Annotated in this window: 17 protein-coding genes; 11 read left to right on the forward strand and 6 right to left on the reverse strand. The window is 64.8% G+C overall.

Annotated features, from left to right (window positions below; all coding sequences use genetic code 11):
• Positions 1–6: 6 nt before the first annotated feature.
• From fliG to ACN0YL_RS01530, 6 genes are all read right to left on the reverse strand, one after another.
• Positions 7–1,035, reverse strand: a complete 1,029-nt coding sequence (fliG, locus tag ACN0YL_RS01505) for a flagellar motor switch protein FliG (RefSeq protein ID WP_417469043.1) — start codon at positions 1,033–1,035, stop codon at positions 7–9.
• A 2-nt stretch (positions 1,036–1,037) separates the two neighbouring features.
• Positions 1,038–2,681 carry a flagellar basal-body MS-ring/collar protein FliF gene (gene fliF, locus ACN0YL_RS01510; protein WP_417491086.1) on the reverse strand — a complete coding sequence of 548 codons (1,644 nt, stop codon included), beginning with the start codon at positions 2,679–2,681 and terminating at the stop codon, positions 1,038–1,040.
• 217 nt (positions 2,682–2,898) lie between these two features.
• The gene (locus ACN0YL_RS01515; RefSeq protein WP_417469044.1) at positions 2,899–3,171 is read right to left on the reverse strand and encodes a DUF1153 domain-containing protein; all 273 of its coding nucleotides are present in this window, start codon (positions 3,169–3,171) and stop codon (positions 2,899–2,901) included.
• Between the two features lie 191 nt (positions 3,172–3,362).
• On the reverse strand, positions 3,363–4,751 hold the full coding sequence (locus ACN0YL_RS01520; protein ID WP_417491087.1) for a flagellar hook protein FlgE: 1,389 nt from the start codon (positions 4,749–4,751) through the stop codon (positions 3,363–3,365).
• Between the two features lie 94 nt (positions 4,752–4,845).
• A complete protein-coding gene (locus ACN0YL_RS01525; RefSeq protein ID WP_417468667.1) occupies positions 4,846–5,514 on the reverse strand; it encodes a flagellar hook assembly protein FlgD in 669 nt (222 codons plus the stop codon).
• 11 nt (positions 5,515–5,525) lie between these two features.
• Positions 5,526–7,388 (reverse strand): flagellar hook-length control protein FliK, encoded by a 1,863-nt coding sequence (locus tag ACN0YL_RS01530; RefSeq protein WP_417496787.1) that lies wholly within the window; start codon positions 7,386–7,388, stop codon positions 5,526–5,528.
• Positions 7,389–7,861: 473 nt separating this feature from the next.
• Between ACN0YL_RS01530 and flgK the strand changes: the two genes are divergently transcribed.
• The 11 genes from flgK (at position 7,862) to ACN0YL_RS01585 (ending at position 17,861) form a co-directional block, all read left to right on the forward strand.
• The gene (gene flgK, locus ACN0YL_RS01535; protein WP_417491089.1) at positions 7,862–10,003 is read left to right on the forward strand and encodes a flagellar hook-associated protein FlgK; all 2,142 of its coding nucleotides are present in this window, start codon (positions 7,862–7,864) and stop codon (positions 10,001–10,003) included.
• Between the two features lie 65 nt (positions 10,004–10,068).
• Entirely contained in the window at positions 10,069–10,932 is an 864-nt protein-coding gene (locus ACN0YL_RS01540; RefSeq protein ID WP_417491090.1) for a flagellin, read from the forward strand.
• Positions 10,933–10,986: 54 nt separating this feature from the next.
• A complete protein-coding gene (gene mnmA, locus ACN0YL_RS01545; RefSeq protein WP_417496788.1) occupies positions 10,987–12,207 on the forward strand; it encodes a tRNA 2-thiouridine(34) synthase MnmA in 1,221 nt (406 codons plus the stop codon).
• 60 nt (positions 12,208–12,267) lie between these two features.
• A complete protein-coding gene (locus ACN0YL_RS01550) occupies positions 12,268–12,513 on the forward strand; it encodes a type II toxin-antitoxin system ParD family antitoxin (protein WP_417496789.1) in 246 nt (81 codons plus the stop codon).
• A gap of 1 nt (position 12,514) precedes the next feature.
• Positions 12,515–12,829, forward strand: coding sequence for a type II toxin-antitoxin system RelE/ParE family toxin (locus ACN0YL_RS01555; protein WP_417491093.1), 315 nt, complete (start codon positions 12,515–12,517; stop codon positions 12,827–12,829).
• A gap of 151 nt (positions 12,830–12,980) precedes the next feature.
• On the forward strand, positions 12,981–13,868 hold the full coding sequence (locus tag ACN0YL_RS01560) for a LysR family transcriptional regulator (RefSeq protein WP_417496790.1): 888 nt from the start codon (positions 12,981–12,983) through the stop codon (positions 13,866–13,868).
• A 104-nt stretch (positions 13,869–13,972) separates the two neighbouring features.
• On the forward strand, positions 13,973–14,956 hold the full coding sequence (locus ACN0YL_RS01565; protein WP_417496791.1) for a cyclase family protein: 984 nt from the start codon (positions 13,973–13,975) through the stop codon (positions 14,954–14,956).
• A 26-nt stretch (positions 14,957–14,982) separates the two neighbouring features.
• A complete protein-coding gene (wrbA, locus tag ACN0YL_RS01570; RefSeq protein ID WP_417496792.1) occupies positions 14,983–15,606 on the forward strand; it encodes an NAD(P)H:quinone oxidoreductase in 624 nt (207 codons plus the stop codon).
• Positions 15,603–16,235: a DsbA family oxidoreductase gene (locus ACN0YL_RS01575; RefSeq protein ID WP_417496793.1), complete on the forward strand. Its 633-nt coding sequence runs from the start codon at positions 15,603–15,605 to the stop codon at positions 16,233–16,235. Before wrbA ends, ACN0YL_RS01575 begins: the two co-directional genes overlap by 4 nt.
• 23 nt (positions 16,236–16,258) lie before the next feature.
• On the forward strand, positions 16,259–17,146 hold the full coding sequence (locus tag ACN0YL_RS01580) for an EamA family transporter (RefSeq protein ID WP_417496794.1): 888 nt from the start codon (positions 16,259–16,261) through the stop codon (positions 17,144–17,146).
• Positions 17,147–17,171: 25 nt separating this feature from the next.
• The gene (locus tag ACN0YL_RS01585) at positions 17,172–17,861 is read left to right on the forward strand and encodes a DUF4386 domain-containing protein (protein ID WP_417496795.1); all 690 of its coding nucleotides are present in this window, start codon (positions 17,172–17,174) and stop codon (positions 17,859–17,861) included.
• Positions 17,862–18,085: the final 224 nt, after the last annotated feature.

Raw genomic sequence — 18,085 nt, forward strand, 5'->3', positions numbered from 1 at the left:
CCATCCTCAATAAATCAGTTCATCGTCGGCGCCGCCATCGGCGAGCAGGATCTCGCCCTTGGCGGCCAGGTCCTTGGCCATCGCGACAATGCCCTGCTGGGCGGTGTCGACATCCTTCAGGCGGACGGGGCCGAGTGCGGCCATGTCCTCGCGCATGATCTTGGCGGCGCGCTCGGACATGTTGGAGAAGAAGAGGTCGCGCAGGCTGTCGGACGCGCCCTTCATGGCCAGGCCCATCTGGTCCTTGTCGATGGCGCGCATCAGCGTCTGGATGCCGCCCGGATCGAGCTTGGACAGATCCTCGAACACGAACATCAAGGACCGGATCTTCTCGGCGCTGTCGCGATTGCGCTCTTCCAGCGCGGCGAGGAAACGGTTCTCGGTCTGGCGGTCGAAATTGTTGAAGATGCTGGCCATCATCTCATGGCTGTCATGCTTGGAGGTGCGCGCCAGATTGGACATGAATTCATTGCGCAGCGTCTCCTCGATCTTGTCGAGAATCTCGCGCTGGACCGGTTCCATCCGCAGCATGCGGGTGACGACTTCCAGGGCGAAATCCTCCGGCAGCGAGCCGAGCACGCGCGCGGCATGTTCGGCTTTTACCTTGGAGAGCACGACGGAGACGGTCTGCGGGTACTCATTCTTGAGATAATTGGCGAGCACCACCTCGTTCACATTGCCCAGCTTGTCCCACATGGTGCGTCCGGCCGGGCCGCGCAGCTCTTCCATGATGGTGTCGACCTTGTCGCCCGGCAGGAATGAGCCGAGCAGGCGCTGGGTCGCTTCGAACGAGCCCATCAGGGATCCGGTCGAGGACATCTGGCCGACGAAATCGACGATCAGTTTCTCGACGGCGGCGGCCGTGACCGTGCCGAGATTGGACATGGCCGAGGAAACCTCGCGGATTTCCTCCTCATCGAGATGGCTCCACAGGCCGTGATCCTCTTCGCCCAGGGCGAGCAGGATCACGGCAGCCTTTTCCGGGCCGCTCATCTTGGTGGGGTCTTCTATGGCTCTGGTGCGATCAATGGCCATCATCAACCCTCATGCAGCCAAGTCCGCAGAATCGAGATCGATTCCTCGGGGTGGGACTCAACAATGCCGGCGACCTTCTTCACCGAAGAGGCCTTCACCTGGCCGTCAATCTTGGAAATGTCGATGCCATCGCTGGCGTCCGGCACCGCGGCTGCGGCCGGGCTGGCGCCGGGCAGCGCCATCGGCGCGGCTCCGCCTTCAACGCGGGCCGGGGCGGCACCGCCACCAGCGCCGGCCAGGGCCAGTCCGGCGGGCATTGCGGCGCCACCGGCGCCTTTGACCAGCGGCCGGGCGACCAGGAAAATCACCAGCAGGGCGGTAATGAACATCACGGCGATTTCGGCGATCCGCATGAAATCGCTTTTGCTGAAGCTCAGGCCCGAGCTTGCCGGTGTGCCGAGCAGCGGGTCTGTCCGGGCGAATTCGATCTGCGAGACCGTCACGGAGTCCTGACGGCCGCCAACCTCGTTGACATAGCCCATTGCCGAACGGACCAGGGCTTCGATCCGGTCGATCTCGGCCTGTGGCCGCTCGCGCCAGACGACACTGCCATCTTCCTGGGTCTCGAGAACGCCGTCGACCGCCACCGCGACCGAGAGCCGGTCGATGGCGCCGGCTTCCGTGATCTGGGTGCGGGTGGTGCTCGACATCGCGTAGTTGACGACATCGTTCGAGATTTCACGGTTGGAACTGGCTCCGGCCGCCGCGCCATCGCCGGATTCGGCTTCGGGCAGGTTCTCCGAGGCGGAGACGCGATTGACATTGTTGCCGTCGATATCGGTGCTGGTCTCGGTGCGGCGGTCGCGTGACTGCACGACGGCGCCATCGGGATCGTAGATCTCGGAACTTTCGGTGACGCTCTGGCGGTTGAGTTGCGCCGTGACCTGGACGCGGGCAGCGCCGGCACCGACGACGCCCTCGACCAGATCGAGAATATTCTGGCGCAGCTGGGTTTCAATCCCGCTCTGGCGTTCGTCCATCATCATGCTGACAGCGGACCCCTCGCCGCCGGCACCGGCCAGCTGGCGGCCGCGATCATCGGCGAGCGAGACATGATTGGCTTCCAGCCCGGCGCCGCTGGCGACGATATTGCGGATGACGCGGACCTGTTCCGCGTTCAGCGTCGCATTGGTGCTGATGGTGACTGCGGCGGTGGGGGCCTGCTGGTCGCGGGCAAACAGGCGCCGCTCCGGCAGGTTCAGGTGGACCCGGGCGTTGGAAACGAAGGCCATCGACTGGATGGTTCGTGCCAGTTCACCCTCGAGGGCGCGCTTGGCATTGAGGTTCTGCACAAAGCTGGTCTGGCCGAAACTGTCTTCGCGATCGAAGATCTCATAGCCGACCGAGGCGCCGCTCAACGGGCCGCCCGAGGCGACGCGGACCCGCGCTTCATCGACCTGGTCGCGCGGCACATAGATCGCCGTGCCGCCCTCCCTGATCTCGTACTCGACATTGGCCTGGTCGAGCAATTGTGCCGCCGAGGCTGCGGCGGCCGGGTCGAGGCCGGAATAGAGCAATGATTGCGAGCCGGCGCCGACATTGCCGGAGAAATAGACGAGCGCAGCGGCAACGCCGGCCGCGAGACCGAAGATGGCGGCCAGGCGGCCAATGCCAAAGGCCCTGAGCTGATCGAGAAGCGCGTTCACAAGTTATCCTGCCGATTCAATTGCACGCATCATGCGCGAACCACTGGGCAGAATTTTCCTACCGACCTCGTAAACGAGGCCTTAATGCCGGCGCATCCTTCATGCATCCGGCCGGGCAGGGCAGTTGTGACAGGTGTGTTTTCCCTGCGCGCACAGCAAAACGGCGGCTCCGGGGGGATGGAGCCGCCATTCTTGCACGTCTGGGTAAGCGCGTGCGCTATCTGTAGTGCTGAAGTCGAGTCGTGCGCAGACCGGCAAGGCCGTGCTTGTCGATCGATCTTTGCCAGCCGAGGAATTCCTCGACGGTGAGCGTGTATCGCTCACAGGCCTCTTCCAGCGAGAGCAAGCCGCCGCGAACTGCTGCGACGACCTCCGCCTTGCGCCGAACCACCCAGCGCTGTGCGCCGGGATTCGGGAGGTCTGCCAGAGTAAGAGGGCTACCATCCGGCCCGATTACGTAGTTTTCTTTTTTTTGAAGGCGCGGCTGCATGTCCGATCCCCGTTGCTTGTTTGTAGGATCAAGATAGGGGACGGGCTTTAACATCAGCCTAAGCCACTGGGTAAATTTAGCTTTAACCATCGGGCTAAAATGCGCTCATATAATTTGAGCGCTTCGGTCATACAAAAACGGGCCCTGCCATCATGGCAGGACCCGCTATTGGTCCGGCGTTGTGGAGCGGTTTATCGCTTCATGTTGATCGCTTCATTCAGCATCTCGTCGGCGGTGGTGATGATCTTCGACGAGGCCGAATAGGCCCGCTGGGTAATGATCAGATTGGTGAACTCGGTCGCCAGGTCCACGTTCGAGCTTTCCAGGGTCGCCGAGGCGAGATTGCCCGCCGAACCGATGCCTGCGGTGTTCAGCGTGTACGAACCGGAATCGCGGGTGACGCCGTAAGCACCGCCACCAAGGGCTTCCAGGCCGTCGGCATTGGCGAAGGTGGCAACCGGGATCTGGTAGATCTTCTTGACGATACCATTGGTGAACTTGGCGTAGACCATGCCGCTGGCATCGATGTCGACGCCGGAGAAATCGCCGAAGGGCGTCCCGTTGACCGAGGTTGCCGCCAGGGCGCTCTGGCTGTCGAACTGGGTCAGGCCGCCGGCGCTGGACGGTCCGCCCAGTTCCAGGTCGATGGTCTGCGCGCTGATACCCTCTGCCGCTGCCCACTGAACGCTGGTTGCGCCCAGAGCTGCGGTGTTGCTGGATGCAAGGAAGCTGAGCGAACTCGGGATGGTGCTGTTGGCGGCGTCAAAATTACCGTTCGAATCGAAGGCAATGATGCCGGTCGCGATCTGGCCGTCGACCAGGCCTGCACCGGTGGTGACTTCACTGGCCGGTGTGACATGCAGTTCGGCATGCCACTGGTTCGGTGTCGAGGATTTCAGCATCGACAGGGTGATGGTGTGCACTGAACCCTGCGAGTCATAGATCGGAATGCCGAATTCGACATCGGCCGGAATGGCGCCCGATGACATATTCGTCGCCGAGGTGGCTGCAGAATAGGTCGCCTCCGAGGCAGAGATCGCCTGGCTGGATTGCAGGTTGGCGCTGAGGCCGACTTCGGTGGTGGCCTCCGCGGCACCGCCGACGGATACCGGATTGATGATTTCCAGCGAGCTCAGATCGGATGGATCGGCATCAATCGTGCCGTCCGCCTGGACCGGCCAGCCGGCAAGATAGAGGCCGGCGGAATTCTGCAGATAGCCGTTGGAGTCCGGGTGGAAGCTGCCGGCACGGGTGAAGGCGACCGGATCGGTGGTCGTGAAGCCGCGGGTGTTTTCGCTGACGACAAAGAAGCCGTCACCGGAGACGGCGAGATCGGTTGCCGAGGAGCCGGGGGCGAGCAGGCCGGATTCGCTGATCTCCAGCTTGGTCGAACCCATGATGCCGCCCGCGGCGAATTGCTCACCGCTGCCCTGGGAGCGGTAGAGCGGCGTGAAAACGGCGCTGGCGCGCTTGTATCCGACGGTATTCACATTGGCGATATTGTCGGAAATGGCCGCGAGGGCGCTGGAATTTGCGATCAGGCCGGATGCGCCGGCGATCATGGCTGAATTGATGCTCACGATAGGCTCCTTGTTGTGATTAGTCCCGGAGCGTTCTGCTGGTTTGTGAGGCCGGTCCGCCATTCTGGTGATCCGGTGCGAGTCAGAGGACCGCTTAGCTGGCTTGTTGATATTCCTGCAGGGCGAGGATGGAGGAGAGCGGAACTTCGACGCCGCCCATTTCCACCATGACTTCCGAGCCGGACAGGTCGATTCCCGTCACCCGTGCCGAGGCACGGATCTCGGCGGCGATCGTGCCGCCGTCATCATCCACGGTATTGATTTCCAGGGTGTAGATTCCCTCAGGCGCATCGGTGCCCGACGAGGTCTTTCCATCCCAGGTGAAATCATGCACGCCGGTTGTCGTCTCGCCGGTGCCCCGGTAGACGACGCGATCACTGGAATCCTTGATGACCAGACTGGTGGTCTTGCCGCTTTCCGGCAATTCGTACTGCCAGCTGGCGGCGCCGCCCTGCAGCCGGCTTTCCGGCGTTTCGGCGGTCGCGACGCGTCCGATATAGCTCACCGACGAGGTCTGCGCGGTGGCCGACTGGAGAATCAGCAGGCTTTCCAGATTCTGGTTCTGGGCAATTTGCTGTTCGACGCCGGAAAACGACACTAGCTGGTCCACGAACTGGGTTGAATCCAGCGGGTCGAGCGGGTCCTGGTTCTTCATCTGCGATGTCAGCAGGGAGAGAAACATCTCATAATTGTTCGCCAGGCTGGCCTGGCTGCTCGCCAGCTGCGGACTCGAATCCGTGATGGCACTGATTTCACTGGGCATGCGCTTTCCTCCTAAACCCTGACATCGACGCTATCGCGCCGCGACAGTCGGAATCCGTAAGTATCGGCCGGTGCGGCCGCGAGCTCGGCCGCGAGCGCCTGCTCGTCGCCATCGTCCGGCCCGTAGATATTGAATGACTGGCCTGAATGACCCTCTGCCGGGTCCTGTTCACCATTGCCGGCGCCGAGCTCGAAGCTCAGTCCGTCCTCGGCGAGTTCCAGTCCGGCCTCGTTGAGCGCGCGTTCGAGGTCGCGGGTCGAGCGTTGCAGCTCGGCCAGCGTGTCGCCGCGCTCGACCGTCAGGGTGGCGTGAACCCGGTTGTTCTGAGTGAGTTCCATGCGGATATCGACACGGCCAAGCTCGGCTGGATCAAGCCGGATGCCGAACACGCGCGAGCCATTGCTGAAGCGCTGCGATATCTGCGCCGCCAGCTGGGCCGCAGCGGCCGGCGTGAAGCGCGGCGTATTGGTGTTGGCGGCGTCTGCCGGCGTGGATTGCCCGCTTTTGACCGAGGTCGCGGCGGCGTCCGTGCTGACTGTCATCACCGGGTCGGCGGAGGCGAGTGGAAGCCGGACCGAGCCCGCCGCAAGCGCGGGCAGGGGGGCGGTCTGCGGCAGCGCCGGCTCGCCGGTCTTCACGGCGGCATCCGGGGCCGGCGCGGCAGGGCTGGAGCCGGTGGCTGCGGATTGTGGCTGTGGCTTGTCGCCGCTGGCCTGGGCGCTGGCCGCGCCGGCCTGGCCTGCCGGCGATTTTCCCTTCGAGCGCGCAGCCGGAGCGGCGCTCTCGCGTTCGTCCACGTTGTGGCGTGCCTGGGCAGGCCGGCCGGCGGTTTCCGGATTGGCGGGCGGGACGGCGGCGGCAGCGGTGCTCGCCGCTGCGACCGGTTGCTGCGCCGGATTTGTGTTCGAAAGCGTCACCATCACCGGCGGCTGCTCACCTTTGACTCCGGCAAGGCTGGCCGGCTCGGGCATGGCCTGCTCGACAGGTCCGGCCTCGGGCTGGGCCTGGATGCCGGGCTGCGCCGAGTTCGGGGTCTGAGACTGTGCCTGAGACTGTTCCTGGGCCGGAGCCTGAGCTTGGGCCTGAGCCTGAGCCTGAGCCTGAGCCTGTGCCTGGGGGAGGGCCGCCGCAGGGCGCGGGTCGGGGGCTGCCGCCTCGCGGGACTGTGACACGGCCGCGCCGCCGGTGCCCGTCGCAAGGCTCGCCGTGGCCGGTTCGGCCTGGTCCAGGCCTGGCGTCAAGCTATCGCGTGTGGCTGCCTGGCCGGACGCCGCCGCTACCGGCGCAGCGGTGGACGTGGCGCCGGCGGTCGTTGCCGGCATTGCCGCCTCGGCCTTGCTGACAGCGGGATCTGCCAGGGCCTTGGCGCTGGCAGGCTTGGTATCGGGCTCGGCCGTCTGGGCCGCGGGCGCGGCGGGCGCCGTATGGGCCAGGCCCGGTTCGGTGGCCGGTGCCGATTCCGCGCTCGCTGCCATGGCAGCGGGGACAGTCGCCGGCCCCCGGGGGTCCATCGCCGGAGCCGCTGTGCCGGGGGAGGCCGTATTGGCCGTCATTCCCGGTGCCGGTGTCGGTGCCGGTGTTGCTGCTTCAGGTGTGGCGGCTGCATCCGGCACGGGCGTCGCTGGAGGGCTGGCTTCCGCAACAGGCTGGCTGGCGCCGGCAAGACCGTCGGTCGCGCCGCGGTCGGCTGTCTGGCTGCCACCCGGCGGCGCTGAAGGCCGCGGCTGGGACGGGGTGGTGGCAGCCACCGCGAGTCCAACCAGCGCGTCGAACGCCGGCTCACCAGACTCCGCCGCCGAGCGCGAGGCCGGCTTTTGCGCCTCGGTCCGGTTGGCCGTCATGCTGACGTCTGTGCCTGGAACATTGGGTGACATGTTGAACTCTATCCACTCGGTCGGCGCTGAATGCGTGCCTTGTCGGTGGATTGGTCCGCAAGCTTCATGCCATTGGCTATGCAGGTTATTGCTTTGAAATTACGAGTTAATTTCTGGGTAAGACAGGTAAATGACGCATTCGGCCCGGCGATTTGTGCCCGGTGGTGGGCGGAAGCTGCCGGGCGGGGTGCACAGGCGGATGCGAGCCGGAAAACGGCTGGATACCCCCTCGGGATGGCGATCCGCCGACTTGGCCCGCCGCTTGCGATTAACCTTGCAGGGCCTCCTGGGGCTCCGGATGTCAGAAAGACGCGGAACTGCATGATTATTGGAGCGAAAACAGGTTGTTGTGCATCGGGTCTCCGTCATGGACGGGGCGCGCATACACCCGTTGCGCCCGGCAAGGCTTGCCGCGATCCCGGCAGAATTGACCGGCTGGGCTTCACAATCGGCAATCGTATGAGGATGGCAAGATGTCGCTGAACGGAATTATCGGGAATGCCCTGTCGGGTTTGACAGCGAGCCAGGCGGCCCTGAATGCGGCCTCCAACAATGTCGCCAACGTCAACACGCCCGGATATGCGCGCACCCAGCCCGTGCTGCAGGCGGCGAATGTCGGTGGCGTTGCCATGGGCGTCGAGGTCGTGGGCATTGCGCGCATCGCCGACGTTTATCTCCAGGCCGCATCGATTGGCGCGATCAGTGCCTCGGCCAGCGCCACGGTCCAGGCTGACGGCCTCAACCAGGTGCAGTCGCAATTTGGCCAGCTCGATGACGAAGGTTCGCTGTTTGCACGGTTGAGCCGTGCCTTTTCCAGCCTGTCACAGGCGACGGTCGATCCGTCGCAATCGGTGGCACGGCTTTCAGCCGCAGCCGATCTGGAAGCCTTCTTCAATGAAGCCGAGCGACTGTCGGAAATGCTGACGGGCCAACGCAAGGACGCCGATACCCAGATCCAGGCTGCCGTGCACCGGACGAACGAGATCCTCGCCGAGCTCAGCGAGCTCAATGGCAGCATGCAAAGCGTCAGCGTTGCCGGCGGTGATACGTCCGGCATTGCCAACCGGCAGTCGGAACTGCTCGACGAACTGGCCAGCTATGTCGACATCCGCACCGAAACCAAGTCCGACGGGCGTCTGGTGGTCCGGACCGGCGACGGGGTCGCCTTGGTCGAAACCGGTATCGCTCAACTGGAATATGTCGCTGCGGGCAGTGGTGCCTATGGCGTTGCCTATGGCGAGATCTATGTGCAGCCGGCCAATAATGGTCAGCCCATCTCGCTGAGCGGTCATATCGATAGCGGCAAGCTCGCCGGCCTGCTGGAATTGCGCGACGAGACCCTGCCGAACATTGCCGATGAGCTGGCAGAACTCACCGCCGGCGCTGCCGACGCCCTTAACAAGGCGCATAACGACTCCGTCGCCTATCCCGCGCCCCAGACCCTGGCCGGGCGCAATACCGGGCTGGTCGCGACGGATCAGCACGGCTTCACCGGCGCCACCACCCTGGCGGTCACCAATACTGCGGGCGGCCTGGTCAAGCGCATCGATATCGATTTCGACGCCGGCACGCTCAGTGTTGATGGCGGCGCTGCTGTCGCGCTTGGCACGACGGTTGGCAGCCTGACGACGGCGATCAATGCTGCGCTGGGCGCTGACGGGACGGCGAGTTTCGTGGATGGCGCGCTGACCCTGGAGGCAAGCTCTGCCAGCAACGGACTGGCGACGCTGCAGGATGCGACAACGCCGAGCGACCGCGCCGGGCGCGGCTTCGCCCATTTCTTCGGGCTCAATGATCTGGTCACGTCGACCCGGCCGGGCTTTTTTGAAACCGGCCTGTCGGGCACCGACACGCACCAGTTCACGACGGGAACCTCGCTGACCTTCGAGGTCACGACTCCGGATGGCCGCTCGGCCGGAACGGTCAATATCCCGATGGTGACCGGCGAAACTTTCGCCGACGTCGTCACCGCCCTGAACGATCCGGCGACCGGGCTGGGTCGCTATGCCACCTATTCCCTCGACAGTGACGGCCAGCTCGTCTCGGTTCCGAAAACCGGTTATGGCGATTTCGAGATCGACATCGCATCGGACGACACGCTTCGCGGCAGCACGGGCCTGTCATTCTCCAATATTTTCGGGCTCGGGCTGCAAACCACGGCCGGGCGTTCGGAAATCTTTTCCGTGAATGACGCCGTGCGCTCGGATTCCTCGCGCCTGTCGCTGGGGCAGCTCGATATCGATGCAGCGACAGTGGCCGGCGATATCGTGCTGTCGTCGGGCGATGGCCGCGGCGGCCAGCTGCTCCAGGACGCCATGACCAGCACGCGCAGTTTCGATGCGGCGGGGGCGATCAATGCGACCAGTTCCAGCCTGCAGGACTATTCGGCACGGCTGGCCGGCAGTGTCGGGTCCCGCGCTGCACGGGCCGAGAGCGAGGCGGCCTCGGCTGAAGTCCTGCGATCGACGGCACAGACCAAGCGGTCGAATGTCGAGGGGGTCAGCCTTGACGAGGAACTCGCCTCGATGACGCTGTATCAGCAGTCCTATAACGCCTCGGCGAGAATGCTGCAGGCGGCCAAGGAAATGACCGAGACCCTGATGGGTATTGTCTAGGAAGTGATTGAATCATGACGCGAATATCGACATTTGGCGCTTCACAATCGGCTCTGCTGGACTTGATGCGCGCGCAGCAATCCCTGTTCCAGGCGCAGCAGGAGCTCAGCACCGGCAAGAAGGCGACGGACCTCAAGGGCGTTGGCTATCAGGCCGAGACCATCGCTGCCAGTCGCGGAGCTCTGGCCCGGTCAGCCGCCTTTGAAGAGGCGGCGGTGCGTTCGGCGACACGGCTCGAGGCCCAGGATGTCGCGCTGGAACGCCTGTCCGGTGCCGTGGGCGACTTGCGTTCGGCGATGACCTCCAAGGATGGCACCTTCATGATGCAGGAGATCTCCGACGCCTTCTACGGTGCCATCAATGCGCTGAACAGCCAGCATCTGGGTGCCTATCTGTTTGGCGGCACTCGCGATGACACCATTCCGATGACGGTCAGTTCGCTGTCCGATCTCGCGGCGCTGCCGGCGGCGGCCGATGCGTTTCAGAACAATTCGCTCGCCCCGACGGTCCAGGTTGACGAGAATACGACGATCACGGTCGGGCGTCTCGCCAGCGATATCGCGACCGATATCATGGCCTCGTTCAAGCGCATCGCCGAATTCGAGGCCGGACCGAACGGCCCCTTCGTCGATCCGATGACCGATGTGCAGCAGGCCTTCGTGGTTGGCGAATTGCAGAATATCGTCGCGGCCCAGGACGGGATTATTGCCGTGGTCGGGATGAATGGTGTTGCCCAGGCCCAGATCGAGAGTTCGCTGCAGGGCCAGCGCGACCAGCAGGATTTCCTCACCGGCATGATCAGCGATATCGAGGATGTCGACATGGCCGAGGCCGCGACGCGGTTTCAGTCGGCCCAGAACGCCCTTGATGTCTCGGCAAAGACCTTCGCCTCGCTGACACAGGTTTCACTGCTGAACTTTTTGAGGTAAGCCTTCCCCAACTTCAACCGTTTGCTGCGGGCCTTGACCCCGCTGGAGGCGAATATGACGACGACCAATTCCGGCCGCGCGATGGCGCGCGCCGATGCACTCCTTTCCGATTTTGGCCTCGCCGGCGATCCGCTCGCCCTTGGCGGCAATCCCGCCGATCATCGCGTTGTTGTCGCGATGTCGGGCGGGGTCGACAGTTCCGTCACAGCCGCCGTGCTGCACCGGGCCGGCTATGATGTCGTCGGCGTGACGCTGCAGCTCTATGATCATGGCGCCGCGATCCAGAAGAAGGGCGCCTGCTGCGCCGGCCAGGATATCTACGACGCCAAGCGCGTTGCCGAAGAATGCGGCTTTCCCCATTACGTGCTCGATTATGAGAGCCGCTTTCGCGAAGCGGTGATCGAGGAGTTTGCCGATACCTATCTGGCCGGCTTCACCCCGATCCCTTGCGTGCGCTGCAACCAGACCGTCAAATTCGCCGACCTCCTGACGACGGCGCGCGAGCTCGGTGCGGTCTGCATGGCGACGGGGCATTATATCCAGCGCGTCGCCGGACCGAAGGGCGCGCAATTGCGCCGCGCCGCGGATGCCGGCAAGGACCAGTCCTATTTCCTGTTCGCGACGACGCACGAGCAGCTCGATTTTCTGCGCTTCCCGCTCGGCCATCTCGACAAGGACCAGACGCGCCAGCTCGCCGAGGCCTTCGGCCTGATCGTCGCCGACAAGCCGGACAGCCAGGACATCTGCTTCGTGCCCCAGGGCCGCTATGTCGATATCGTCGAAAAGGTGCGCCCCGGCGTCTCGCGCCCGGGCGAGATCGTCCATGTCGACGGCACGGTGCTGGGCACGCACGACGGTGTGATCAACTACACCGTCGGCCAGCGCCGCGGCCTCAAGATCGCGATCGGCGATCCGCTCTATGTGGTCAGGCTGGATGCTGCCACGGCGCAGGTTGTGGTCGGTCCGCGCGAAGCGCTCGCCGTTGACCGCATCACGCTGAAGGACATCAACTGGCTCGGCGATGAGGCCCTGGCAGACGGCGTGCCTGTGCGCGTCAAGGTCCGCTCGACCCGCCCGCCCGTCGATGCCGCCTTCTCGGTCGATGGCGATGAAATCGGTGTCGTCCTGCCCGGCGGCGAAGAAGGCGTCGCGCCCGGCCAGGCCTGCGTCTTCTACTCGGCCGAGGATGATGGCCGCGTGCTCGGCGGCGGCTGGATCGCGAAGACGAGTGCGACAGCGGCGGCGAAGAGCGGCGGGTATCGGCTGATCGGATAATAGCGAAAATAGCGCAATTTGTGTTATCATGCGCCAGACTGCTACTGATCGGAGGTGCCCATGAATGTCTCAATCGGAAAGCGCTGGGAGTTGTTCGTCGAGGAACAGGTCAAGCAGGGCCGCTATACCTCGCAAAGCGAGGTCGTGCGCGAGGGTCTGCGCCTGGTCGAGGAGCGCGAGGCCAAGCTGGCGGAGCTGCGGGCCTCCCTACAGGCCGCAATCAATGATGAGCGACGCTATACGATCCAGGAGGCGGAAGCTCACCTCGCCGCCACCTTCGAGCAGTTGAAATCCGGAGCGCAGTGAAGTGTTCCGCCTGGTGCTGACAGGCCCGGCGCTCGACGATCTCGATCATATTGCCGAATATATCCATACTGAGACAGGCAGCATTTCCACCGCGCAGGGCTTTCTCGAAAAGCTCTTGGCCCGCACACGGTCGATGGCGGCTTCGCCCTTTGAACTCGGACGCCCTCGCGAAGAGCTCGGGCCGGGTATCCGCAGCACCGTTGTGGGCAATTATCTCATCATGACGCGGTATCAGGGCGATGTACTTCTAGTGCTGCGCTATGTCGAAGGTCATCGCGCTCTGGCGCACCTGTTCGACGAGCCCCCCGATCCCTGACCCCGCCAGCCCGGCAATGGTCACCGGTTGATCGGGTAGGTGTCACTCGCGCTGTGGCCAACCCATTCGCGGAGCATCGGGATTTGTGCTACCCGGTCGAAGTCCTGCCCCGGCGGGATCGGCTATCAATCTGACCGAGTGTCTGCCCGCGATGGACAAGCTTTCCGTCATGCACGCCTTTCGCCGCATCGTCGAGCGCGGCAGTTTCGCCCGCGCGGCGGAGGATCTCGGCGTTTCGCCCGCGCTTCTGAGCCGCGAAATCAAGCTGCTCGAGGAAAGCCTCGGCAGTGTCTTGCTGACGCGCACCACCCGTTCCATGTCGCTGACCGATGCCGGCCGGCTCTATTATGACGAGACGATCGGCATTCTCGACGCTGTGAGCAAGGTCGAGACGCGTATTCGCGATGGCGCCGGCGCGGTGCGGGGGCATCTCAAGGTCAACGCCTCCAATTCATTCGGACAGACGGTGATCGCGCCCATCCTGCCGGCATTCCTCGACGCCTGTCCTGATCTTCGGCTCACGCTCTCACTCGATGACCGGGTGGTTGATATGGTCGAGGGCGGATTTGATGTCTCGATCCGGATCCGGGCGGTCATGCCGGACTCGGCACTCGTCGCGCGCAAGATCGGCACGGTGCGGCAAAGGATTTTCGCGGCGCCGGCCTATCTGGAACGGGCCGGGATTCCCGAGACACCGCAGGACATCCCGCAGCACGCGGTGATCGGTTTCCTGCTCGCTGACCATCTTACCGCCTGGACGCTGAATGGCCCGCCGGGCACCAGCGCCATCGAACTTGATCCGCGGGTGCGGGTCGGCAACAGCCTGGTGCTGCGCGATCTTCTGATCGCGGGGCAGGGGATTGGCACCCTGCCTGACTTCCTGTCGAAAGAGCCCGAGGCGCGCGGCGAGCTTGTCCGCGTACTCCCGGACTGGGAGCTGCCCGCGCCGGAGATCTTCGCGGTGACGTCCTCGCGGCTTGGAATGGATGCCAGGGTCACGGCGTTTCTCGAGCATCTGCGCGCGGCGCTGCATCCCTGAGATTATTCAACCAGCGTAAAGAATGAAGTCAGAGCGGGCCGCTTATTGCCGATCCGCTGCCGCTGCATCCTCCCGGGCATGTCAAACCTGCCAGGGAGATCCCGATGCAGACCCCATCCCTCTTGCCCCTTGTTCTGGGCCTTGCCCTGTCGCTTCCCGCCGCCATCGCCGAAACTCCGGCCACTGTCGGCACCAGCCCCTGGGGGCCGGACGATGAGCTCGGCGCCCTCAATCTGATGACGGACACATCGCGCGCCGCCATCCTGTCCCGCATCAGCGGGGGCGCAGTCTTCGACCTGTCGGTGGAGTATTTCATCGGCATGCCTGGCTGGCATGCCGCCGGCGATCCCCGCTACCAGATCTGGATGACCCACACGCCGCGCGGGACGGTGAATGACGACCCGTTGCAGGTGGGCGCGGCGGCCAATGGCCATGTCAGCTACACCGGCTCGGCCGTCTCGATGTACACCCACACCGGAACCCATATCGACGCGCTGAACCATTTCGGCCTCGATGGCGAGATCTACAATCATTTCAGCGCCGACGCGCATCTCGGCGATGCGGGCTGGCACGTGACCGGTGCCGAAACCATCCCGCCAATCGTGGCCCGGGGCGTGATGGTTGATGTCGCCGCCTTCAAAGGTGCCGACATGCTGCCCGCTGGCTACCGCGTGACCCGCGCAGATCTCGAGGGTGCCCTGGCGCGCCAGGGTGTCGAGCTGCAGGCCGGTGATGCCGTGCTGATCCGCACCGGGCGCATGGCGCTCTATGAAGACGCCCGCCAGTACATGGACAACCCGCCGGGCCTCGGGCTCGAGGCCGCGCGGTTTCTCGCTGAAGAGTCGCGCGCCATGATCGTCGGGGCCGACAATCTGAGCTTCGAGGCATTCCCGTCCGAGATTGAGGGCAATTACGTGCCCGTTCACACCTATCTGCTGGCGCAGATGGGCGTTCCGATCATCGAACTCGTCAACCTCGAAGGCCTCGCCCAGGCGGGTCTCTACGAATTCGCCTTTATCGCAGGCTCGCTGAAGCTGCGCGGCGCCGATGCCGCGCCGCTGCGGCCCATCGCACTTCCGATCGACTGATCCCCGAAACAAAAAGGTTCACTCCGATGACCCGGATTCTTGTCCTCTATTATTCCAGTTATGGCCATGTGCGCACCCTCGCGCAGGCCGAGGTTGATGGCGCCCGCAGTGTGCCGGGCACCCATGTCGACTTGCGCCGTGTGCCCGAAACGGTGCCCGAGGAGATCCGGCGCAAGGCCGGCTTCATCGCCGACGACACGCTGCTCGCTACGCCTGCCGATCTCGAAACCTATGACGGTATCATTTTCGGCACCCCGACCATGTTCGGCATGATGGCGGGTCAGATGAAGTCCTTCTTCGACCAGACCGGCAGCCTCTGGGCGCGCAACGCCCTGGTCGGCAAGGTCGCGGCGGTCTTCGCCTCGACCGGCTCGCAGCACGGCGGTCACGAGGCGACGCTGCTGTCGACACAGATCCCGCTCCAGCATTTCGGCATGCTGATCGCGGGCATGCCCTACACGTTCGCCGGCCAGACCACGGCGGACGGGATCATCGGTGGCGCGCCCTATGGTGCCGGCACCATCGCCGGTGCCGACGGATCACGCGCGCCATCGCGGACCGATCTCGCCGGCGCGCGCTTCCAGGGCGCGCATGTGGCCCGGATCGCTGCGCGGCTCGCCGGTGCCAATTTGACGGAGGATGCGGCGTGACGGCGTCCCTCACGCTCGATTTCTTCCACGATGTGGTCTGCTGCTGGTGCTTCAACATCTCGTCGCGGATGCGCAGCCTTGCGGCCGAGTTCGACCTTGATATCCGGCACCGCACCTTCGTCCTGCAGGCGAGCCGGGCCGAGATGGCGGTGCGCTGGGGCCGGCCGGCCAAGGCGCGAGAGACCATTCTCGGTCACTGGTCGGCCTGCCGCCAGGCCAGCGACCGGCCAGAGCTTGTCGATATCGAAGCGATGCGGGCCGCACCTTTCGACTATCCCCACGGGATGACCGCCGCGCTGGCGTGCAAGGCGGCCGAACAGCTCGGCGGGCAGAGCGCCCATTGGGACATGTTCGGCCGGCTCCAGCTGGCCCACCTCGCCGAGGCCCGCAATATCGCGGACCCCGAAACCGTGCTCCAGCTTGCCCGCGATAGCGGTCACGACGCCGCGACCTTCGCCCGGAGCTTCGGTGATCCGGCGACCGCCCGCGCCGTTGAGGCCGACCGGGCGCTTGCCCGCTCATTGCAGGTCCGCTCCGTTCCGACACTCATCGTCCGCGATACAGGCGCGCGCCTGGCCAACGGACCACGCGAGGACCTGGCCGCGCAGCTGCTTCAGGCACTCGGCTGAACCCCTGACCCGGAGATTTGCCCATGTCCCGCACCACCGACATTCTCTTGACAGCCCTCGCCCCTGCGATCTGGGGCAGCAGTTACCTCGTGACGACCGAGCTTTTGCCCGCAGGCTATCCGGTGACCGTGGCAGCGCTGCGCGCCTTGCCGGCGGGGCTGTTGCTGCTCGCCCTGACGCGCAGCCTGCCGCCGCGCGCCTGGCTCGGCCGTGTCTTTCTGCTCGGCAGTTTCAATTTCGCGCTGTTCTGGGTGCTGCTGTTTGTGGCCGCCTACCGGCTGCCCGGCGGGGTCGCCGCAACATTGGGCACGCTGCAGGCGATGATGGTCATCGTCATGGCACGCGGCTGGCTGGGCACGCCGGTGAGGGCTGGGGCGGTCCTCGCGGCGGCAGGCGGCATACTTGGCGTGGCCTTACTGCTCATCGGCCCCGATGCGGCGCTCGATCCCGTCGGTGTCGCAGCGGGCCTGGGCGGCGCCGCCTCGATGGCGGCCGGCACTGTGCTCAGCCGCAAATGGCAGCCGCGGGTCTCGGCGCTCAGCTTCACCGCCTGGCAATTGACAGCCGGGGGTCTGGTCCTGCTGCCGCTGGCCCTGTTCCTCGAGCCGTCACTGCCGACGCTCACACTCCCCAATATCGCCGGCCTGGCCTGGCTGGGCCTGATCGGAGCGGCTGCGACCTATGCGATCTGGTTCCGCGGCATCGCCCGGCTTGACCCCGCGGCGGTCTCCATGCTCGGAATGATGAGCCCGGTGATGGCGGTGATCCTGGGCTGGGTTGTGCTGGGACAATCCCTGTCCTGGTTGCAGTTAATCGGCGCTGTCGTCGTGCTGGGCTCGGTCTGGGCGGGCCAGCGCGCGAACCGCCCGGTTCCAGCTCGCCCTGCCGCGGCGCCGGCTAGGGCGGCCTGATACGGGCTCACGAAAGGAAATCCGGATGGCCAAACTGACGCTGACCCCTGATCTCGCGCGCCGGGCCCGGCTCGCCGGCCTGTTTTATCTCGTCATCATCATCGCCGGTCTCGGCGCCGAGCTCGGGCTTCGCGGGCCGCTGGTCGATCTTGCCGATGCCGGCGGCACGGCGGCAGCGATCCTCGCGGCACCGGGCCAGTTCCGGCTGGCGATTGCGGCCGACATTGTCATGGCGCTCAGCGATGCGGCGCTGGCGATCCTGCTCTATCTGGTCTTCCGGGCCGTTGCACCGGGGCTGGCGCTTTCGGCGATGGTGTTCCGGCTGATCCAGACCGTGCTGATTGCCGCCAATCTCATGGCGCTGCAGGCGGCGTGGCTGATCCTGTCGGCAAGCAATGGCCTCGCCGATGCGCCCGCGCTGGCGCTGGTTTTCCTTGACCTGCATGGCCATGGCTATGATCTCGGGCTGGTCTTCTTCGGCGTCAACAGCGTGATGATGGGCGTGCTGGTCTGGCGCTCGGGTGTGTTCGGAAAGCTGTTTGGCCTGGGGCTGGCGATGGCCGGTCTGGTCTATCTCACCGGCAGCGGGCTGCGCTTCTTTGCGCCTGAATGGTCGGCGGACTTCGCCCCGGCCTATGGCGTGACGATCCTGGCCGAGACGGCCTTCTGCCTGCGGCTGCTCCTGCAGCGATCACCGGCCCGGGAGCCGGCCTAAACAGGCGCCAGCCGCATCTACACGACGCCATGATCAGGGCGGGGTGCAAATGTGAAGAGCCCGGCACTCGTGCCAAGCACAGTGGCGAAAATCGTCAAAACAGCGAGCAAGTACAGGGCTTCCCGCCAGTCGTGCCAGGCTGGCCGTGTTCGCAGCGAATATATTGCATCTGCGAAAAGACTTGACGCGGTGCCGCATGTTTTCATCATGCGCGCCAGAATTAC

This window comes from Maricaulis sp., from assembly GCF_048269565.1.
Lineage (GTDB): Bacteria > Pseudomonadota > Alphaproteobacteria > Caulobacterales > Maricaulaceae > Maricaulis.

Coding starts and splice junctions, on each gene's coding strand:
- ACN0YL_RS01580 (WP_417496794.1), top strand. CDS start 16,259: ATGTCCCGCACCACCGACATTCTCTTGACAGCCCTCGCCCCTGCGATC.
- flgK (WP_417491089.1), top strand. CDS start 7,862: ATGTCGCTGAACGGAATTATCGGGAATGCCCTGTCGGGTTTGACAGCG.
- ACN0YL_RS01540 (WP_417491090.1), top strand. CDS start 10,069: ATGCGCGCGCAGCAATCCCTGTTCCAGGCGCAGCAGGAGCTCAGCACC.
- mnmA (WP_417496788.1), top strand. CDS start 10,987: ATGACGACGACCAATTCCGGCCGCGCGATGGCGCGCGCCGATGCACTC.
- ACN0YL_RS01550 (WP_417496789.1), top strand. CDS start 12,268: ATGAATGTCTCAATCGGAAAGCGCTGGGAGTTGTTCGTCGAGGAACAG.
- ACN0YL_RS01585 (WP_417496795.1), top strand. CDS start 17,172: ATGGCCAAACTGACGCTGACCCCTGATCTCGCGCGCCGGGCCCGGCTC.
- ACN0YL_RS01565 (WP_417496791.1), top strand. CDS start 13,973: ATGCAGACCCCATCCCTCTTGCCCCTTGTTCTGGGCCTTGCCCTGTCG.
- fliG (WP_417469043.1), bottom strand. CDS start 1,035: ATGGCCATTGATCGCACCAGAGCCATAGAAGACCCCACCAAGATGAGC.
- ACN0YL_RS01560 (WP_417496790.1), top strand. CDS start 12,981: ATGGACAAGCTTTCCGTCATGCACGCCTTTCGCCGCATCGTCGAGCGC.
- ACN0YL_RS01530 (WP_417496787.1), bottom strand. CDS start 7,388: ATGTCACCCAATGTTCCAGGCACAGACGTCAGCATGACGGCCAACCGG.
- ACN0YL_RS01525 (WP_417468667.1), bottom strand. CDS start 5,514: ATGCCCAGTGAAATCAGTGCCATCACGGATTCGAGTCCGCAGCTGGCG.
- ACN0YL_RS01515 (WP_417469044.1), bottom strand. CDS start 3,171: ATGCAGCCGCGCCTTCAAAAAAAAGAAAACTACGTAATCGGGCCGGAT.
- wrbA (WP_417496792.1), top strand. CDS start 14,983: ATGACCCGGATTCTTGTCCTCTATTATTCCAGTTATGGCCATGTGCGC.